General features: G+C 34.9%; 22 protein-coding genes. 15 read left to right on the forward strand and 7 right to left on the reverse strand.

The annotated features are described in order from the left end of the window. Positions 1 to 40: 40 nt before the first annotated feature. From EZV73_RS18115 to EZV73_RS18130, 4 genes are all read left to right on the forward strand, one after another. Complete coding sequence (locus EZV73_RS18115; RefSeq protein WP_240841809.1) at positions 41 to 868, forward strand: DegV family protein; 828 nt, start codon at positions 41 to 43, stop codon at positions 866 to 868. Beyond that, positions 868 to 1,662, forward strand: a complete 795-nt coding sequence (locus tag EZV73_RS18120; protein ID WP_240841810.1) for a carbon-nitrogen hydrolase family protein — start codon at positions 868 to 870, stop codon at positions 1,660 to 1,662. Before EZV73_RS18115 ends, EZV73_RS18120 begins: the two co-directional genes overlap by 1 nt. Positions 1,663 to 1,721: 59 nt before the next feature. Beyond that, positions 1,722 to 2,081 carry a MerR family transcriptional regulator gene (locus EZV73_RS18125; RefSeq protein WP_240841811.1) on the forward strand — a complete coding sequence of 120 codons (360 nt, stop codon included), beginning with the start codon at positions 1,722 to 1,724 and terminating at the stop codon, positions 2,079 to 2,081. Between the two features lie 101 nt (positions 2,082 to 2,182). Beyond that, complete coding sequence (locus tag EZV73_RS18130) at positions 2,183 to 2,905, forward strand: SDR family oxidoreductase (protein ID WP_240841812.1); 723 nt, start codon at positions 2,183 to 2,185, stop codon at positions 2,903 to 2,905. Positions 2,906 to 2,932: 27 nt separating this feature from the next. On the opposite strand, the gene EZV73_RS18135 is transcribed toward EZV73_RS18130, so the two are convergent. The 4 genes from EZV73_RS18135 to EZV73_RS18150 all read right to left on the reverse strand — a co-directional run bounded on the left by EZV73_RS18135 (position 2,933) and on the right by EZV73_RS18150 (position 5,746). Next, positions 2,933 to 3,469, reverse strand: coding sequence for a 2'-5' RNA ligase family protein (locus tag EZV73_RS18135; RefSeq protein WP_240841813.1), 537 nt, complete (start codon positions 3,467 to 3,469; stop codon positions 2,933 to 2,935). A 152-nt stretch (positions 3,470 to 3,621) separates the two neighbouring features. Next, positions 3,622 to 3,864, reverse strand: a complete 243-nt coding sequence (locus tag EZV73_RS18140) for a DUF2164 domain-containing protein (protein ID WP_240841814.1) — start codon at positions 3,862 to 3,864, stop codon at positions 3,622 to 3,624. A 71-nt stretch (positions 3,865 to 3,935) separates the two neighbouring features. Beyond that, complete coding sequence (locus EZV73_RS18145; RefSeq protein ID WP_240841815.1) at positions 3,936 to 4,937, reverse strand: serine hydrolase; 1,002 nt, start codon at positions 4,935 to 4,937, stop codon at positions 3,936 to 3,938. 53 nt (positions 4,938 to 4,990) lie between these two features. After that, on the reverse strand, positions 4,991 to 5,746 hold the full coding sequence (locus EZV73_RS18150) for a sugar nucleotide-binding protein (RefSeq protein WP_240841816.1): 756 nt from the start codon (positions 5,744 to 5,746) through the stop codon (positions 4,991 to 4,993). A 337-nt stretch (positions 5,747 to 6,083) separates the two neighbouring features. Here EZV73_RS18150 and EZV73_RS18155 point away from each other — a divergent pair, with 337 nt between their 5' ends. The 11 genes from EZV73_RS18155 to EZV73_RS18205 all read left to right on the forward strand — a co-directional run bounded on the left by EZV73_RS18155 (position 6,084) and on the right by EZV73_RS18205 (position 16,064). Further along, entirely contained in the window at positions 6,084 to 7,154 is a 1,071-nt protein-coding gene (locus EZV73_RS18155; RefSeq protein WP_240841817.1) for an alanine--glyoxylate aminotransferase family protein, read from the forward strand. Positions 7,155 to 7,162: 8 nt separating this feature from the next. Continuing rightward, on the forward strand, positions 7,163 to 8,071 hold the full coding sequence (locus EZV73_RS18160; RefSeq protein ID WP_240841818.1) for a D-2-hydroxyacid dehydrogenase: 909 nt from the start codon (positions 7,163 to 7,165) through the stop codon (positions 8,069 to 8,071). A gap of 20 nt (positions 8,072 to 8,091) precedes the next feature. Then, positions 8,092 to 9,336: a DUF1015 domain-containing protein gene (locus EZV73_RS18165; RefSeq protein ID WP_240841819.1), complete on the forward strand. Its 1,245-nt coding sequence runs from the start codon at positions 8,092 to 8,094 to the stop codon at positions 9,334 to 9,336. Positions 9,337 to 9,441: 105 nt separating this feature from the next. Next, on the forward strand, positions 9,442 to 9,876 hold the full coding sequence (locus tag EZV73_RS18170; RefSeq protein WP_240841820.1) for a DUF1499 domain-containing protein: 435 nt from the start codon (positions 9,442 to 9,444) through the stop codon (positions 9,874 to 9,876). 54 nt (positions 9,877 to 9,930) lie between these two features. After that, complete coding sequence (locus tag EZV73_RS18175; RefSeq protein ID WP_240841821.1) at positions 9,931 to 10,278, forward strand: hypothetical protein; 348 nt, start codon at positions 9,931 to 9,933, stop codon at positions 10,276 to 10,278. Between the two features lie 80 nt (positions 10,279 to 10,358). Further along, positions 10,359 to 10,862: an RNA polymerase sigma factor gene (locus EZV73_RS18180; protein ID WP_240841822.1), complete on the forward strand. Its 504-nt coding sequence runs from the start codon at positions 10,359 to 10,361 to the stop codon at positions 10,860 to 10,862. Then, the gene (locus tag EZV73_RS18185; RefSeq protein WP_240841823.1) at positions 10,852 to 11,703 is read left to right on the forward strand and encodes a zf-HC2 domain-containing protein; all 852 of its coding nucleotides are present in this window, start codon (positions 10,852 to 10,854) and stop codon (positions 11,701 to 11,703) included. Before EZV73_RS18180 ends, EZV73_RS18185 begins: the two co-directional genes overlap by 11 nt. A gap of 318 nt (positions 11,704 to 12,021) precedes the next feature. Continuing rightward, on the forward strand, positions 12,022 to 12,924 hold the full coding sequence (locus EZV73_RS18190) for a helix-turn-helix transcriptional regulator (protein ID WP_240841824.1): 903 nt from the start codon (positions 12,022 to 12,024) through the stop codon (positions 12,922 to 12,924). A 221-nt stretch (positions 12,925 to 13,145) separates the two neighbouring features. After that, the gene (locus EZV73_RS18195; protein ID WP_240841825.1) at positions 13,146 to 13,673 is read left to right on the forward strand and encodes an RNA polymerase sigma factor; all 528 of its coding nucleotides are present in this window, start codon (positions 13,146 to 13,148) and stop codon (positions 13,671 to 13,673) included. Continuing rightward, positions 13,657 to 14,598, forward strand: a complete 942-nt coding sequence (locus tag EZV73_RS18200) for a hypothetical protein (RefSeq protein ID WP_240841826.1) — start codon at positions 13,657 to 13,659, stop codon at positions 14,596 to 14,598. Before EZV73_RS18195 ends, EZV73_RS18200 begins: the two co-directional genes overlap by 17 nt. Before the next feature lie 116 nt (positions 14,599 to 14,714). After that, positions 14,715 to 16,064 (forward strand): MATE family efflux transporter, encoded by a 1,350-nt coding sequence (locus EZV73_RS18205; protein WP_240841827.1) that lies wholly within the window; start codon positions 14,715 to 14,717, stop codon positions 16,062 to 16,064. 79 nt (positions 16,065 to 16,143) lie between these two features. Here EZV73_RS18205 and EZV73_RS18210 read toward each other — a convergent pair whose 3' ends face one another. The 3 genes from EZV73_RS18210 to ytvI all read right to left on the reverse strand — a co-directional run bounded on the left by EZV73_RS18210 (position 16,144) and on the right by ytvI (position 19,712). Next, positions 16,144 to 16,389 (reverse strand): hypothetical protein, encoded by a 246-nt coding sequence (locus EZV73_RS18210; RefSeq protein ID WP_240841828.1) that lies wholly within the window; start codon positions 16,387 to 16,389, stop codon positions 16,144 to 16,146. Between the two features lie 129 nt (positions 16,390 to 16,518). After that, positions 16,519 to 18,405: a glutamine synthetase gene (locus EZV73_RS18215; protein WP_240841829.1), complete on the reverse strand. Its 1,887-nt coding sequence runs from the start codon at positions 18,403 to 18,405 to the stop codon at positions 16,519 to 16,521. A 251-nt stretch (positions 18,406 to 18,656) separates the two neighbouring features. Beyond that, on the reverse strand, positions 18,657 to 19,712 hold the full coding sequence (gene ytvI / locus EZV73_RS18220; protein WP_240841830.1) for a sporulation integral membrane protein YtvI: 1,056 nt from the start codon (positions 19,710 to 19,712) through the stop codon (positions 18,657 to 18,659). Positions 19,713 to 19,717: the final 5 nt, after the last annotated feature.

Below are 19,717 nucleotides of genomic sequence, written 5' to 3' on the forward strand. Positions count from 1 at the left end.
TAATTGAATTGTTAATGAAATTAAGAGAAAAGGGGTCTTTATGTATAAAATAATTTCAGATAGTAGTTTAGATTTAAATGAAACATTAGAACAAGAACTTGATATTGAGAAAGTGCCTTTTAAATTATATATTGAAGAGGAAGAAATTATAGATAATGATGAGTTAGATGTAATAGACTTTATTGAAAAAATGAAAAAGTCAGTTAAGTTACCACGTACAGCATGTCCGTCACCAGATGACTTTAAAAACTTATTTGAAGCAGATGGAGATGTATTTGCTATAACCATATCTTCTAAGCTAAGCGGTACTTACAACTCTGCAATTTTAGCTAAAAATCTAGTTTTAGAAGAAGTTAAAAAGAAGATTCACGTATTTGATTCTAAATCAGCTTCAGTTGGTCAAACCTTGATAGGTATGAAAATTGATGAATTGATGAAACAAGATTTCTCTTTTGATAAAATCGTAGAAGAAGTAGAGAAATATATTACCAATATGAAAACATTCTTTATTTCTGAGAACTTAAATAACCTTATTAAAAATGGCCGTATTCCAAGTTGGAAAGGCAAACTTGCCATGGCTTTAAAGATTCGTCCTATTATGAAGGCTGTGGATGGTGATATTGTTGTGCATGAGCAGGTAAGAGGCTCCAATAAAGCCTTTGAAAAACTTGCTAAGTTGGTTTGTGAAATGGCACACGAAAGTGGCAGTAAGCGTTTGGCAATCAGTCATGTTAACAACCCAGAGCGTGCTAAGTCACTGAAGGCACGTATTCAAGAATTATGTGATTTCCAAGAGATTGTAATTGTACCGACACATGGTTTAACAAGTCTTTACTGTGATGATCAAGGGATCATTTTGGCATTCTAATGAAGATAGCTGTATGTCAACTCGATATCAGTCGAGATAAAAGGAAGAATTTAGACCAGGCAGAGAGCATGATTAGACAAGCAAAAGCTGATATTGTTGTACTTCCTGAAATGTTCAATTGTCCCTACAATGCCAAAACATTTGATAAATATGCTGAAAAGGAGTTTTCTGAAACGACGCTGTGGTTGCAAAAGTTATCCAAGGAACTAGGCATAACCCTAGTTGGTGGTTCCATTCCAGAGCTTGATTATGATAAAATGTACAATACTTCTTATACTTATCATAAGGGGGAACTTGTAGGCAAACATAGAAAAGCTCATCTCTTTGATGTAGATATAAAAGATGGCATTACCTTTAAGGAGTCAAGCGTCTTAGCACCTGGCAATAAGGCGACAGTCTTTGATGCAGGTGATGTAAGAATAGGTGTGGCTATCTGCTATGACATGAGGTTTCCTGAGCTTATCAGAACCATGGTTAATGAAGGAGCGGATATTATCATCATTCCAGCTGCTTTTAATACAGTGACTGGTCCAGCCCACTGGCATGTAACAGCACGGGCTAGAGCCATTGACAACCAAGTCTATTTTGTTGTGGCATCACCTGCGAGAAGTAAGGAACTATCCTATAAGGCTTATGGTCACTCGCTGGTCGTAAATCCTTGGGGAGAGATTGTCGCTGAAGCTGGTATTGATCAAGAGATTATTGAAGCGGATCTTGATTTGAATTATTTAAAGAAGGTAAGAAATGAACTGCCTCTACTTAAGCATAGACGAAAAGAACTATACAGCCTTTAAGGCTGTTTTTCTTGACTTAGACTTAACTCTAACGTGTATCATTTATATAGGAGGTTTCTATGTACACAATTAAAGAGATTAGCCAAATGACAGGTGTTACATCTTATACACTGAGATATTATGAAAAGGAAGGTATTTTACCACCCATTGAAAGAGATGCTGGTGGTAGAAGAGTTTACTCTGAAGAAAACCTGGCTTGGGTAGAACTTGTTACTTGTCTAAAGAAGACACAAATGCCTGTTAATGATATCAAGGAAATTGTAAGACTGAGTGTTATCGGGGATGAAACAATTGATGAAAGAAAAGAAATACTCGAAAATCACAGACTTGTCATGCAGGCTCAAATGAAAGACTTAAAAAACTCTATAAAAAAAATAGACAAAAAGATAGCCTTTTACAATGGTTCGGGCTCGTGTTAACTTTCTTTTTTAAGAAAGTTAATTTTTTTTACGTTTTTTCTTGACTTAGAGTTAACTCTAATTAGTAGAATGAATTTAGTTAAAATAAGGAGGAAGAAAAAATGAAAAAATTAGTTGTTATTACAGGTGCAAGTTCAGGTTTTGGTATGGAGATGGCAAAGCAGTTTTCAGCTGACGGACATCCACTTCTTTTATTGGCAAGAAGAGTTGAAAAGATGGAAGCACTTAATTTAAAAGATACTATGTGTAGAAAAGTAGATGTCACTGATGCAAAGGCCTTTGAAAATGCAGTAAGAGAAGCTGAAGCTCTTTATGGCCAAACAGACCTTTTGGTTAATAATGCAGGTGTTATGTTACTAGGAAACATTGAGAGTCAAGATCCTTTAGAGTGGAAGAAGATGTTAGATGTTAATGTGATGGGTGTTATGAATGGCATGCAGATCGTTATGAAGGATATGAAGGAAAGAAAGTCTGGCACGATTATTAACTTATCATCTATCGCCGGCAAACAACCTTTTGGTAACCATGCGGCTTATTGTGCAAGTAAGTATGGTGTTACAGGTTTAACGGCTGTAGCAAGAGCTGAAATGTCACCTCATAATGTTAGAGTGCTTTCTATCTGTCCAGGTGCCGTTTCTACCGAGTTATTAGGTCACACAACAGACCAGGGCATCATTGATGGCTACAATGAATGGAAAGAAACGGTTGGTGCTATCAACATCACAGCTTCTGATGTGGCTGCAACTATTAAGTACGCTTACGATTTACCACAAGCAGTTTCTTTAAGAGAGATTATTATCACAGATACCATGCAAGATGCATAAGAAAAGCATGCCATTTGGGCATGCTTTTTATTCTCTTAAATCAATTGTAAAAAGATCTTTTGATGTAACTGGTACATCGTTTTCAAAGGTCACTTCTATAATGGCCATTGTTGTAAATTTAATTTCAAATGGCTTTAAGTCTCTCATATCCTTAAAGGCCTGTATAAGTTGATCTTCTGTTAAATCAATGTCTATGGTGATATGGGGAATCCAGATATCAGGTAGGTATAAGGAATCCTCATTCATATACTCTCTTACAATTTCAAAAAATTCTTGATGAAAAGCTAAGAGTTCGTAGGTAATGGTTGGTTGAAAATATAGAACGCCTGTATCCATAAAAGTACCTATTTGAGTGATGAATAAATTGAATATATTTTCTCTTGATATAATTGTTTCAATAAAATCTGTCGCAATTTCTACATCTTCCAAGTCGAAAAACTTCATATGGGGTCTGTTATCTTTAACTGTCATACAGTTGTTGACGCGCATGGTGTTCCAAATATCTTCTATATGTTTTTCTGTTTTCTTATCAAAATAGCCGACAATATACTTTCTTTTATACATGATCTATGTTCCTTTACTAAGTGTACTGTTTTATTTCTTATGAAAATATCATATCACAAAGACTGACAGGTTTGGCGAGCTAATTTGCAATTTAAATAAAAATTTAAGAATGGGATAAAAAAATCGCTCTATATCAAGCGATTTTTATCCTTCTAATATTTGTAGTCATCATCGAGTTCTAATAGAAAAATATCTTCAATCTTACTTTCCATCATTTCATGTACATCAATCAGTGCCTGATTGTATATCATAGGACCTACTTCTTTTAAGATGAAGTCAAGCATCAAATCTGCTCCTAGGTGACTAAGATCTTCACTTCTTTCTTCTTGAAAGTAGTCTCTAAGTGAATCGATGATCTTTTCTTTAATTTGTGGCGTCAATTTAATTTTATTCATAATACCTCCAAGACCATTATAACAAGATGAGCCCTTAAGTATCAGACTTGATTTTCATCTAAATCTGTGTCCTATAAGTCTTTTAGGATTTCTCTTACATCTTTTAAGCAATCCCATACACCATCACTGGTATTAGATAACATATTGAGGGTGATAGAGTCCTTGTTAAAGACAGAGGATAGAAAGGATACACCAGCATCAGAACCAACGATGGTTTTCTTGATACTGTTTTCTTCTTTATCCAGCCAAATACCTAAACCGTAATAATCGTCCTCATTTGTTTTTGTATGAGGTGTTAAAAGGGTTTCTGTATTTTCATGTGATAAGATTTTATTAGCTAAAAGATCATCCCATAGTTTTAAGAGATCTTCAGAGTTGGTAAATAGGCCGCCATCACCACCAGAAATAATAGGTAGGTTGTAAATGTTTGTTTTAAATCCTTGAGACGTTTCTATATAACCATTGGCAGTATTCTTAGGCAGTGCATCTAACCTATAAAAGCCAGTGTGGTTAAGATCGAGTGGGATAAACAGTTCATCTTCAAGCCATTTATGGTAATCACCTGTCAGTTTTTCAATAACCATGGCAAGAAAGACAAAGGCACCATTGTTATAGTGAAAGCCCTCACCTGGAGAAAACTTCATTTGTCTATCAGGCATAGACGAAAAATAATCTGAAGGTTTTTCAAGTAAATGCCAAGGCGTTTCTATTGTAAAGTTATCAAAGTCTTCAATTAAATCTTCGTCGTAATAATCTGGTAGACCAGAAGTATGAGAAAGGGCTTGTTTGATGGTCACACTTTCATCATAAGAAGGGAAAGGCTTTTCGATGATATCAAAAAGTTTGCTTTCTAAACCTAACATGTTCTTTTCAACAAGCTTCATAATTCCTAAGGCAGTATACAACTTGGTACCTGATGCGATACCAAATATAGTAGATGTATCGTTTTCTATTTGATTGGGCTTGTCTCTGTATCCGAATGCTTCATTAAATAGGATTTTATCATCCTTTCTAATGGTAACAACACCAGAATAATTTTTCTCTTTTAATGTATGGATCAATGTAATAAACATAAAATCACCTCCATCTTTATTTTAGTACAAAAGACGGAGGTTTGTTTTTACAGTTATATTTCACCGTGGTTCTTTTTATAAGTAGCCATACTTTCTTTTAAAGAACATATATAAGGTTGGTCACTTAAAAGACGATTGTTGTGTTTAAATGTATTGGTCTTCTCAATGTCAATTGGCAGCTTGAAGATTTCCTTAAGGTGACAAACCAGTTCATAAAAGGACATGTTATCCTGATTACTATCTAAATGGTATGTACCTGTCGGATGATGTTTGATGATCTTGTAAATGGCTTTGGCTGTATCAGGCATAAAAGAAGTGGCTAATATCCAGTCTTCTGATGCTTTGACATGACCTTCGGTGACCAAAAATGCAAGCATATTATTTTTATGTGTATGATAGGCTATCTGCCAACCTAATCTGATGATGTAGGTATTTTCCTTATAATACTTGTTGATGATGGATTCACAGTGAATCTTGTAACGTCCATAATCATCCTTTGCCTTTAGATTATCAGCAGTGGTATGGGGACCTTCACTGCCGTTAAAGACAGCTTCACTTGATATAAAGACTAAAGGAATAGAATAGTCAGATATGCAGTCAATAATCTGCTTGATCCATTCAACAGGGCCTGTTGCTATGTGAAGAAATATATCCGGTTGATGTTCTGATATGAAGTTTTTTATTTTATCTGGATCATCGATTGGAACATGTTGTCTTTCCCAGACGATCAGTTCACAAGTTTTGCTTTCAAAATAGTCATATACATAAGGTGCTAGTGTGCCGTTCATTCCTGTTATTATTGCTTTCATGTCATCATCTCCTATTTCTTTTATACCATGAGTGACGGGCTTTTAATCGTTAATTGTGTTTGTCTAGTAAGAACACTTTACTACGTTTTATTCAAATCTTTTAAAAACGGTTGTATTAAAGAAATTCTATGATAGAATGAACTTAAATTGAGGGGTGCTATATAAAAATGGGATAAAAAATTCCCATTGTATACTGAATGCAAAATTAAATACTATTAAATTTATTTAATTATAATTAAATGCTATTTAATTTTAAAAATTTATGATATCATAAAGACGATTCGGTTAAATATAGCAGGACTATCCTGTATGGATTATAAAAAAGATGGAGGCAAACATGCATAAGAGTTTATTTATTCCGGGACCGGTTAATGTAAGACCTGATGTCTTAGAGAAGATGGCAACACCTATGATTGGTCACAGAACTAAGGAAGCTTCAGTTCTACAAAGAAGTATTTCAGACAAGTTAAGAACATTGATGTACACAAAAGAGGAAATCATCCTTTCTACATCATCAGGTAGTGGTTTAATGGAAGCTGCTGTAAAATCTTGTACTAAGAAAAAAGTAGCTGTATTTGCTGTAGGTGCTTTCGGTGAAAGATGGCACAAGATGGCGACTGCTAATGGTATTCCTGCAGATCGTTTTGATTCTGAGTGGGGCCAACCTACAACTCCTGAAATGGTAGAAAAAGCTTTATCTACTGGCGAGTATGATGTTGTTACAATCACTCACAACGAAACTTCTACAGGTATCATGAACCCATTAGAAGAAATTTCTGAAGTTATCAAGAAGTACCCAGATGTAATCTTCTGTTTAGATACAGTTTCATCTTTAGGTGGTGCTAAAATTGAAGTAGATAAGTGGGGCGTTGATATTTGTATCGCTTCAACTCAAAAATGTTTAGGTTTACCAGCTGGTTTAGCAGTTTGCTCTTTATCACAAAAAGCTTACGAAAAAGCTAAGACAGTTGAAAATAGAGGTCTTTACTTTGACTTAGTAACTTTATACGATACTATTCAAAAGAAAGATTACCAATATCCTTCTACACCTTCATTATCTCATATGTTCGCACTTGACTATCAATTAGATAGAATCATGGAAGAAGGTATGGAAAACAGATTTAACAAGCATTTAGAGCAAGCTAAAGTTGTAAGAGCTTGGGCTAAGAAGCATTTCGATATGTTAGCTGAAGAGAAGTACGCTTCTAACACATTAACAACTATTAAGAATACTAAAGAGATTTCTGTTGCTGATTTAAATAAGAAATTAGCTGAAAGAGGTTTCATGATTTCTAACGGTTATGGTGCATTAAAAGAAAAGACTTTCAGAATCGCACACATGGCTGATACAACAATGGAAGAAGTTAACGAGATTTTATCTGTAATTGAAGATATCCTAGGACTATAGGAGGCACTATGTTAAGAATATTAGCAAATGACGGTATGGATAAGGCTGCTGTTGATCATTTACAATCACTTGGTCACGAAGTATGCTTAGATACTTATTCTATTGAAGAACTAAAGACAGAGTTAAAAGATTTTGATGCAATTGTTATCAGATCTGCAACTAAAATAAGAGCAGAGTTAATTGACGCTGTTGCTGGCTCAAGATTAAAGTTAATCGTTAGAGCTGGTGTTGGTGTTGATAACATCGATGTTAAATACGCTGAGGAAAAAGGCATTACTGTAAGAAATACACCTTATTCTTCATCAGCTTCTGTTGCTGAGTTAACTTTAGCACATATGTTTTCAGTAGCTAGATTTGTGGGTGTTGCTACAGCTACAATGAGAAATGGCGAGTGGAACAAAAAAGCTTACAAGGGTACAGAGATTTCTGGTAAAACTTTAGGTTTAATCGGTTTCGGTAGAATCGCTCAAGAAGTCGCTAGAAAAGCAACTGTATTAGGCATGAGAGTTGTTTACTTTGACCATCATCCAATTGAGCATTCAATCTCAGGTTGTACTGCAGAATCAATGGAAGATGTCATCAAAGAAGCAGATTATATTTCTTTACATGTTCCTTATATCAAAGAAATTGGTCCTATTATTCAAAAAGAGCAATTTGATATGATGAAAGATGGCGTATACCTAATCAACTGTGCAAGAGGTGGCGTTGTTAAAGAAGCAGACTTATTAGATGCTTTAAATTCAGGTAAGGTTGCTGGTGCTGGTATTGATGTATTTGAAGAAGAGCCAACTAAGAACATGGAACTTATCAATCATCCACTAGTATCTGCTACACCACATATTGGTGCTTCAACGAAAGAAGCTCAAGAAAGAATTGGTGTTGAAACATACAATGTTATCTTAGAAGAGTTAGCTTAGTAAGAAATTGGGGGAACAGAATGGCAGTAGTAAGAGGATTTAAAGGTTTAAGACCTAAAGAAGACTTAGTAGAAAAAGTAGCATCATTACCATATGATGTTATGAACCGTGAAGAAGCAAAAGAAATGGCAAAGGGGAACGACCTTTCATTCTTACATATCGTAAGATCTGAAATGGACGTGCCAGCTGAAGTAAGCCAATATGACGAGTCTGTTTACAAGATGGCTAGAACAAATCTTGACAGATTCCAAGAAGAAGGTACTTTGGTACAAGATGAAAAGCCAAAATTATATATTTACCGTCAATTAATGAACGGTAGAGTTCAAACTGGTATTGTAGGTTGTACTTCTATTGATGATTACATGAATGACATCATCAAGAAGCATGAGTTTACTAGACCACAAAAAGAGCAAGATAGAATCAACAACTTTGATTTCTGTGATGCTAACACAGCTCCTATCTTCTTAACTTACAGAAAGAACGACACAATCAATGCAATCGTTAATGACTGGATCAAGTTCCATATGCCAGTTTATAACTTCATCTCTGATGATGATATTACTCATATCGTATGGGTAATCGATGCTGATGATGTTGTAGCTAGATTAACTGACTTATTTGCAGGTATTGATTACCTTTACATTGCTGATGGTCACCACAGATCAGCTTCTTCTGTAGCAGTTGGTAAGAAGAGAAGAGAAGCAAATCCAAATTATACAGGTGATGAGGAGTTCAACTTCTTCATGTCTGTTATTTTCCCAGATGAAGACTTATTCATCATGGATTACAACAGAGTTGTTGCTGACTTAAATGGCAACTCTCAAGAAGAGTTCTTCAAGAAAGTTGAAGAGAAGTTCACAATTACTGAAGTAAATGAAATCTATAAGCCAATGTCTAAAAAGCACTTTGGTATGTTCATTGACGGCAAGTGGTATGAATTAAAAGCTCATGACGGTATTTGTGATGAGAACGATCCAGTAGATAGATTAGACGTTTCTATTCTACAAAAGAACCTTTTAGATCCAATCTTAGGTATTGATAACCCAAGAACCAACACTAGAATTGACTTTGTTGGTGGTATCAGAGGTTTAGAGGAATTAGAGAGAAGAGTAAATACTGATATGACAGTTGCATTCTCAATGTTCCCTACAACTATGGACGATTTACTTTCAATTGCAGATGCAGGTGAAGTAATGCCTCCTAAGTCTACTTGGTTCGAGCCTAAGTTAAGATCAGGTATCTTAACTCATAAGCTAAGTGATTAGTCGACTGCCCTCATAATTTTATGAGGCTAGAACAGTTCTTCGGAGCTGTTCTTTTTTTAGATTGGGGATTTTGTGGTATAAAGATAATAGTAGAAAAGAGGTAATATGAAAAAAATTGGACTCCTTATTTTATCTTTAATGCTTATTGTTCTTACCATCTTGGCTTATCAAAATGGCAAAACACCAGATTTGGGTTTAGTCGACGGTCATTTAAAGGAACTTAAAAACAGCCCTAATGGTGTATCTAGTCAAACGTCATATGAAGAAAAAAGAATAGCGCCTTTTACTGCGTATGAAAACTCTATGATGGTTATTGAAGAGATTATATTGGCCTACAGAGGTTTGATTGTAAAAAAAGAAGCAAATTATGTTCATGTCATTTTCACAACCAAGAAGGGTTTTAGAGATGATGTTGAATTTCTTATAGATGGTGATCTTATACATTACCGGTCACAATCTCGTGTAGGCTATGGAGATATGAATAAAAACATAGAGAGATACCTTGAGATAAAGACTTATTATGAGAATTGTTTTAAATAAGACAACTTGTCGTTTTTAAGATTTCCTGATACACTTTTTCCAGGTAGGTGTGATATGAAAAATAAAGTGCTATTCGTCATAATCTTGTGTCTATTTGTCTTAGTATCTTGTAGGAAAATAGAAACAAGTATCATTTTACTTCAAGAAGACAATATTCAAGAACTTGATGATAAAGTCATTTTCACCAAGGATGGCAATATCAAAAGATCTGAATACATTCAATATGTCTTTGACAAAGAAAACTTTGATGATAAGGTAAAAAATAAAAATTCTAAGGTTGAAGTTTATTTTAAAAGTAAGACTGAAGAAAACAAAGTGCCAGATCCCATGTCTCAAAGTCCTGTTGGAGGATTTGTCATTATCATATATGAATGTGACATCATAAAAGAAGTCAATGAATAAAGTCCTAAGGGACTTTTTTTTGTAACCTTTTTACTCTATTTGACACTAATATAGTGTAAGCTGTTGAGGGAGGTACTTAAGTGGATACTTTTGAAATCATTTATAGAAAATACAATAAAGATATCTATCGTTATCATATGAAGCATACAAACTATAATGAAGAGGTTTCAGAAGAGTTGACTCAAGAAACTTTCTTTCAGGCTTATCGGTCGATCACCAAGTTTAAGGGGCATGCTCATATAAAAACATGGCTCATTGGTATTGGAAAAAATGTCTATAAGTCATATCTTAAGAAGCATAAAGTTCATCTCCAGGTCAATGAGAGTCATTTAGAAGATTATCATACCAGTCATATGGAAGATCAGTTTATTAATGAGGAAATGATGACACTTGCAGTTGCCTTAATAGAGACGCTGCCTAAAAAGATGTCTATGGTTATGAAGCTGAGGCTTTTGGAGGAACAGTCCTATAATCAGATTTGTGAAGACCTGTCTATTAGCATGTCATCAGCCAAGGTCTTGTACTATAGAGGAAAGGTATCTTTGAAAGAAAAACTAAGGGAGGACTACGGTTATGAAATATAAATGTGATCTTATAAAGGATCTGATCCCCTTGTACATAGATCGGTGTGCAAGCAGTGAGAGTAATAGAGTCATTGAAAGCCATTTAAAAGAGTGCCCTACGTGTAGGGAGTATTATGCTTCCATGTCTGAAAGTGATTTTTCTGATATGACTGAAAAAGAGGAGCTATTGAGTTACGGTAAACGTATTAAAAGAAGGCGCTTTAAGATTGTTTTGATTATTGTAGTAGCTATGGTCTTACAAGCTGGACTTATCATAGGTGGAATGACATCCATGATGGCAGTTGGTTCTGTTTATGATACCAATGATCCTAATGAGTACAGACAGTTTAACAAGCACTTTGAAGGTGAAGTAAAAGAACGCTTCAGTCACTTGCTTGTATTCCCTGAGTCTGTTGATGGATCTTCAGTTAAGGCATACCGCTACTATGCCAGTGAAAAGGGATTAGATAATGAATATCTTGTTTATCTAGATCTGACACTAGCAGAGGATGAGTACTTAAATGAAATTGATAGAATAAGAAACCTTGAGACCGAGTACAAGGAAAACCGCAACAAGATTCTTATTAAAGAGATAGATGGTTATAAAGCATATATTGCTGTCTATGACCACAATGGATGTTATGAGTATGTTTTAGTTGATGAAGCACACCACCGCCTTATATACGTCTACAGTCAGTTTAAAGGGGCAGATGCATATTTAAATGACAATGATCTATGGATTGGTTCTGAAATGGACCTAGATGAAAGCAATGCACTCAGTGAGAAAAAAGGCTATTCCATCTATTACTTTAAGACAGGATCAAATCAACTTTATATGATAAATTCTCAACAGCTCGATTAGAGCTGTTTTATTTGATACAATTTAATTAAACCTTTTTCTGTGCGGAAAAGGAATAAAAACGACTTGCTCGTTGAAATATAATTACTTAGGTAAATCAATTTATTTCACAGAATGGGTGAGATGAAAAACTGTTAAAGATGAAGAATTCTGGTTCTATAAGCTTGGAACTTATTTCTGCAACCCAGAAACATATAGATGAGGTCGTCATTCTTTAGTTGTATATATATCAACTGACAAGTGCTATTAATGAGCCCTTTGAACAGGTAGAATATTCTTAGAACAGTCGACAGTTCGAATATAAATCTGAAAGGAAAATAAATGAATATAAAAATAGGAAAGAACGTACTTAAATATCGAGTTGAACAAAATGTGACTCAAGCTCAGCTAGCTGATTATCTGTGTATATCACCACAGGCGGTTTCGAAATGGGAACAGGAAATAGCTATACCTGATGTATATTTGATCCCGAAGATTGCCTTCTTCTTCGGTGTATCTATTGATTATCTCTTTGGAGTTTCTACTTATGAACAAGTTGAGCTTCTAGTAGATAAGTATGGTGTTATGAAACAAGAACACTTGTATAAAGAGGCTTTAGATTCTATTAAGTTGCTGCTTGATCATGAACCAGAGGATGCAAAAGTGCTATACCTTCTAAGTAGGTTGGATTATTATAGGGGGTGTGATTTTATCAAAAAAAGCATAGAAACAAGTCAAATAGTTATGAAACACGCTGATAAGGATTCAGAACTCTATAGATTTTCAAAAGTTAATAATATGAAGCGATCTGCCTTACTGGGTGATCACTCTTTTATTGAGGTGATGAAAAACAAGTTTGAGTCAGAACAGTCAGCAGAAAAATTTAACGATTACGTTTTAGCTCTTCTAACAAAATATCAGTATCAGGAGATTATGAACTTAAGCCATCAGTATTTTGATTCTTTTACTGAATCAGACCAGTATATAATAGCACCCAATCTGATGGAGACAGCTTTTTCTTTAAATGATTATAAGTCTTGTAAAACTTTTTTCGATGTTATATGTAAAAGTGATGACAAGGCACAAATATTCTCAGCCTGGTGGATTATGTGGAAGATGCATAAGAATCAAGGCAGAATAGATGAAGAAAGGACATGTGCTGATATGTTAAGAAGGCTTTTACCAGAACAAGATATAAATGAATATCAATCATCAAGACTTCTTGAGCAAATTAATAAGAGTTAAACCAGTAGCTGTGTCACAGATAGGGTAAAAAACTATGCACATAAAAAACTTCCAAGAGTGTAATTAATACTAAAACAATTGTATAGTGGAGGATATTTATGCCTAAGAAGAGACAGAGATAAATTTTTATGAAATTTTCTTAGATGTCACAAAAGCTTGTTTGTAATTGTCTTAGTAAGTGAAGAGCAAATAGTTAGATATCTAAATCGAGGAGCTAGATCATGGTTGAAGAAACATTCATTATGTCTAATGAAGAAACGTATAGAATAATCATACAGACTTATCAGCAACAGATATTTTCATACATTTATAAAATGGTTAAATGTAAAGAAGATGCTGAAGATTTGACTCAGGAAACTTTCCTGAAGGTTTTCAAAAAACTGGACTCTCTTAGAGAGCCGTCACTTGTAAAGTCATGGTTGTATCAGATTGCTTATAGGACAGTCGTTAACCACATTAAGAAGCAAAAACTCAAATCATTTTCTTTATTTACAAACCCTGATAGTATCAATGACTTAGTCTATGAATCTAATGATGAGACATACAGTGAAAAAGCGATTCAGATATTTGCCACTTTGGATCATAAAGAACATACCTTGTTAACTCTAAGAGTTGTAGAGGAGATGTCATATGATGAGATCAGTCTCATTATGGGCAAATCTTCAGCGACTTTGAGAAAAAGGTATGAACGCTTAATTAAAAGACTTAGAAGCGATTTTGAGGAGGTGGCCCATGAGGAAGATAATTGATTCATATAAATCTGTTAAGATACCTGAGGTTGATTTGGAAAGACAAATAATGAATAGGATGAAGACAAGTGATGTCGATAAGAAAAGCTTGAGTTTAAAAACAGTCTTGTTAACATGTCTAGCCTTGATTTCTACATCTCTTGTGGTCTTTGCTATTTCACAAATCATTCATAATGCTGATGGTTCTCATACACTTGTCAGTGAATCTGGTGATACTGGCTGGACCGTTCATTCAGAAGATACTGAGAATCAGTTTGATTATGAAGAAAAAAGACATTTTAACTTAATGATAAAAGAAATGGTCAAGATAAAGGTAACAGGAGATAATGCAAAGGTTGCCTATTATGATTACAGCGAAGGAAGAGTACCTTTATCAGCTGTTTTAGCTGCAAATGATACATTTATCTATAATAATGATACAAAGAAAGCTATTATAGATATGGCAGTTAACCCAGATTATCTGATGCCTGTTATTATTAAACTTGAGGAAAGTTTTGAAATAGATAGATTAAAGTATTCTTATGAAGTCAATGAAGCGACTCGAGATAGACTCATAGCAGAGGCTAAGGAAAAGGCTTCATTTGGAGAAATCTATGTTACTACTGCAGCCGTTGATCGACAACTTTATAATATCAATTTAAGTTTATTGTCTAAGGACATGGATAAGTATTACAACACATCGGTTTCTTTATCTGAAGCAGGCATGAAGTATTCACCAGGTACAAAGGGAACAGATTTCGAGGAAATCAGTCTTGATGACAAGGTGGCTATGTTGTCTAAAAGAGAAAATGGATCTTATGTATTAACTGTAGAGGTTGAAGGCATTGGACTAATGATTCACTGCGATCCTAGAGGGGACATCAACAACTTGTATGACTTGTGTGACAGTTTGATTGATACAATTGAAAAGAGTATGGATAATTGATTATCCTAAGTGGCCTCTTATGTGACTTAGACAAGTAGGAGGTCACTTATTTGTATTTCGGATATAGAAATAAAATAGACTTTCTGTTATGATAGGCCTTGAGGTGAAAAAGTCATATGGAAAGAAAGAAATTTTTAAGAAGGTTACTGGTTTTATCGGTACCGATTATTATACAACAATTTATACAAGCAGCACTCAATATGGTCGATACGGTTATGATTGGTCGACTGGGTTCAGATGAAATAGCGGCAGTTGGTATTGCCAATCAAGTCTTTTTCTTTGTGATGCTGATTATATTTGGCATCAACAGTGGCGTGTCGGTTTTTATAGCTCAGTTCTATGGTCGAAACGACCATAAGAATATCAAAAAAACAATGGGTGTAAGTTTGGTGTCAGGCCTCATAGTCGGTATCCTCTTCTGTATTGTTGCAGTATCTATTCCTAGACAACTTATGAGTTTGTTTATTGATGATGCCCATGTTATAGAACTTGGGGTGTCTTATTTGAGGATCGTTGCCTACTCATATATCTTTATGGCTATTTCCATGTCATTTTCTGTAGCTTCACGAGGCATAGGAAAGACCGTTATCCCCATGCTTGTAACGGCCATTGCCTTAAGTGTTAATACGACCTTAAATTATGGTCTGATATTTGGTAATTTTGGCCTACCAGCACTTGGCATAGAGGGAGCTGCTATAGCCACCTTAATCGCTAGGATCGTAGAGTTCGTCATAATGTTGTCTATTATATATGGTTCTAAATCCTTACTGGCTGCCAGCATCAAAGACTTGTTGTCCTTCGATTTAGGTTTCTTTAAAAAGATATTCATTAAGGCAGGGCCCGTTTTGGTCAATGAAATATTCTGGTCCTTAGGCACCATCGTCTATATGTGGTCCATTGGTCAAATAGGTGCAGAAGCTGTTGCTTCTTATCAGATTACCTTGTCAGCTTATAGATTTTATGAAGTAGCTTTTGTTGGTTTTGGTTCAGCAGCGTCTGTAATGATAGGCAACTCTATAGGGGCTGGTGACGAAAGCTTGGCTGTCTATTATGGTAAGAGGATTTCAAAAGGCGGTTTGGTCTTTTCACTATTTACCAGTCTGATCATGTTTATGCTAGCACCGCTTATACTTAAGTTCTTTAATGTATCTGATGCAGTTATGGCTGATTCACTTAAGCTCTTCCACTTGTACTGCGTATACGGCGTTTTCAGAGTCTATAATCTGATGAAAATCGTTGGTATGTTTAGAGGTGGTGGTGATACAAGATTCGCCATGTTGGCTGAAATGGGAAGTGTATGGCTTGTTGGTGTACCAATGGCACTTATTGGCTCGAGAGTACTTCATTTATCGGTTGTTTATGTTGTATGGATGATCTTAACAGAAGAGGTGGTCAAAGCTACGCTTTGTGCCATTAGGTTCAGAAGTGGCAAGTGGGTACATAATGTCATCCACCATATTGAATAAGACTCACTGCATAGGGGGCTTCTACTCTTATGATAAGAAGTTTTTAAACCAATAAACAAAGACCGCAAGATTGCGGTCTTTAAAATATGCTGTTTATATATTCACATAAGTCTTCAATGGCATCATCTTGGATGCTTTTTAATTCTGCATCTGTATTGATATCTAAATCATCTTCAACATATGCCAGTATTTCATCCATAGCCTTATCGGTCACTTCATCACAGTAATCTGTTAAGTTTTCTGCAAAAGTGTCTAAACCATAATCGTTGTAACCATCAACGCTTCTCACAATGCTTTTTAGTTCTTTTTTATTCAAGACTTCCATTTTATATCCTCCTATTATTAACGAAAATCTAAAGTTAATGAATATTTCTTGAGAATATTATAATGAATAATTTATGTCTTGTAAATAATGACTTTTGTATACATGAAATTGTTGATTCAATTATGACAATTAGAAGAATAAGTTTCTTTTATAATCATGATACAGGTCTTTTAACTTTTTAATCTCACCATGCATTTCAACTTGTAAATCAGAAACGACAGGATAATTTTCTTCATTAATTGCTTCAACGATTCTAGTGAATAAAGACTTGTTTGAGAGACTGTCTTTCATAAGTTTGATTCTTAAGTTTTGAAGTTCTTCCCAGTGAATAACGTCTAAGTCAGATGCACCTACATCATGAAGTTTCTTAGTATTTCTAATCACTTCCATGTTTTCGATGATGATTCTGTTTTCTAGTTCAAATGTCCAGTTGCTTTCAATTGCTGCAATGTAAGAGTTGATGATTCTGTCTGTAAAAACATCACCATGCTTTAGTGCAGATAATTTACCGTTTGCTGCCTTTAACTTTTCAATGTTTTCCCAAACTGTTTTTGGAGGTACACCGAATAAGTTGTTTCTTTCTTCTTCAGTGAAGTCTTCAAATACATCTTCTTCTGAACGGTAGGCTCTATTTGTTTCTAAATAGAAAGCTTCTTCACCAGCTTTTTTATCAAAGTTCTTTTCTATAAACTCAATGTCATGTCCAGACTCAATAACAGCCTTGATACCGTCTAACATACACTGATAAACTGCTGCTGTACATAGATAAGTGTTAGTAAGTGGGTTAGGTGATCTAAGTTCAAATCTTGTAGCGTGTGGTGTCTTCATGTCTCTTACAAGACCAGCTAGAACAGTTCTGTTTCTTGAAGGTGACGCAGGAGAGTGACCCAAACTTGTTACTGTACAAACTGGTGCTTCAAAACCTGGCTTTAATCTGTTAAAGGCATCATTGGTTGCTGTAACAAATGGATTGATGATGTCGTAGTTTTTAAGTAGCCCCATAATCGCACCATAACCAGCTCTGTTTATAAAATGCTCATCCATCTTTAGTGGAGAGAATAAGTTAACCGTCTTATCATTTGTAAGTCTTAATGCTGCACCAACATGGTGGTGTTCACCAGAACCAGCAACACCTTCTATTGGCTTAGCTTTAAATGTTACTTCAAGACCATATCTAGAGAAGCAATCTGTAATAATATCTCTTGCAAATAATTCATTATCTGCAGTTTGGATAGCTGTAGAGAATTTCCAATCTATTTCAAGTTGTTCCATAACATGAGAGAACTTATTTGACCCCTCTAGTTTAGATGGTACACCACCTACCTCTTTGTGAGCCATTTCTGCATCAAATCCGTAGTAGTCAAGTAATAAAAGTGATTCTTCCATAGCAGATCTTACATTACCAACTGTTCTTTTCCAGTATTGTTCTTTAAGAACTTGAGAAACCGATAAGAGTTTTTCTTCAGCTCTAGAATCTGGTGATTTTACCCAAAACTCCAACTCTGTTGCAGTCGTTAGTTCAACGCCAGCTACTTGGTTAAAGTCTACACCCAGTTCTTTACAGAAGTCATCATGGTCTTTTAAAAGTGTCATAACCGTTTTTTCAAAATTACTTGTAGCTGCTTTTAAGATAGATCTTGAATCACAGTATTGGTTGCTATGTATAAGTGTTGCTGGAATCAAAAGGGTACCAACTGGTAAGTCTGTATGTTTGTCGATATGACCATAGTTGTAATCAACCAACCAGTTAACATCTGTATCTGGTATTAAATCAACTTTAGCATCATTGATTTCAGCAATAATTGGGAGAACAACTGATGAACCATCCGTTTGAACACCTTCTTCTAAAAACTTCTCTATATCATTTAAGAATACGTGCATAGGAATGCGCTCATCTGTATGGTTATTGCCTAGATCAACTGCTACTAAAGAAACAAACTTTATCTGAGGATTAGCCTTAAGCTCTCTCGTGATTTTTTCAATTGTTCGTCCCTCTGATTTGATTACATATAACATGTGTCCTCCTAACATTTTTTAGTGATATTAATAAAACGTTCGCCTTTATTTGTTTTTCATATGTAAATGATTATAACAGATAGAGAGATAAGGTCAACAGTTTTTAAGAAAAAAATCTGTGAAAACCCTTGCAAATACTTAAGTGCAACGATAAACGAAAAATGGTTAAAAGTTTAAAAAACTGAATATTTATACTAAAAAAACCGAACCTAACTATAGATTCGGTTTACTGTAATCAAATCGACTATCAGTTAGTTTAATTTTAGCAGTTCAGCTTTTCTGATGGCCATTAAGGTAATCGCGATAAGAGGTGCGATGATAATACCTGCGACACCAAATATTTTTATACCTGAGTAAATAATCAATAAAGTGATGAGTGGATGTATCCCGATCTGTGTGGATATAATCTTAGGTTCCAGAGATTGTCTACCCAGTGTTGCGATAAGATAAACCACAAATATCCCGATAGCCAGTGAATAGTTCTTATAGAATAGAAGAATGATCACCCATGGTATAAAGACTGTACCTGTACCGAAGACGGGGAGGGCATCTAATATACCAATGGCCAGACCAATTAGAATGGCATAAGGTATTTTAAGTATAAACAAACCGATGGAAACTTCGATAAATGTTAAAGTCATCATAATCAGTTGTGCCCTTAAGTAGCCCAGTAGAACCATAATGACATCTTCTTTAAAAATCTTAACTATTTGCTCTCTAAAGAACTTGTGTGACAATAGCTGCATCTGCATTTCCTTTAGCTTCATTTTATCCTTTGTCATAAAGAAAGCTGCAACAAAGGTCACGATGATGCCAACCAATAGATTTGGAATAAAGGTGACAGTTCCTACAAGTGAAGCAAGAATTGTTGATACAGACAGGTTGATGTTTTGCAAAATACCCGGAATGTCCAAATCGAGATTTTCAGCAAGTAAAGCCGGGATATATGTCCTAAATGTGATTAAGTTCTTAGATGCACTTAATAGGTTTTCTTCTAATATCTCGCTGATTTCAGGAATTTTGTCTAAAATGATTCTGGCTTGATTAATAATTGTGAAACCTAGGAAGGACACAATTAATAGAAGGATACCGATAAACAAGATCAGAATAATAAATGTTATCAGTCCTTTGTGGATTCGTATTTTCTTGTGTAAGAGTTCTACAAGAGGTGATAATAAATTGGATATCCACCATGCAAATATAAATGGCATCCATAGCAAGATAAGCTTAAATCCGAAGTAAGCAATACCCACTATGGCCAATAGAACAATCAGTAGTAGAACGAGTTTTGATGTAAAATGTCCCATAATGC

Origin of the sequence: Acidaminobacter sp. JC074, from assembly GCF_022496765.1 — a bacterium.
In the GTDB taxonomy this organism is placed as follows: Bacteria; Bacillota; Clostridia; order Peptostreptococcales; family Acidaminobacteraceae; genus JABXKX01.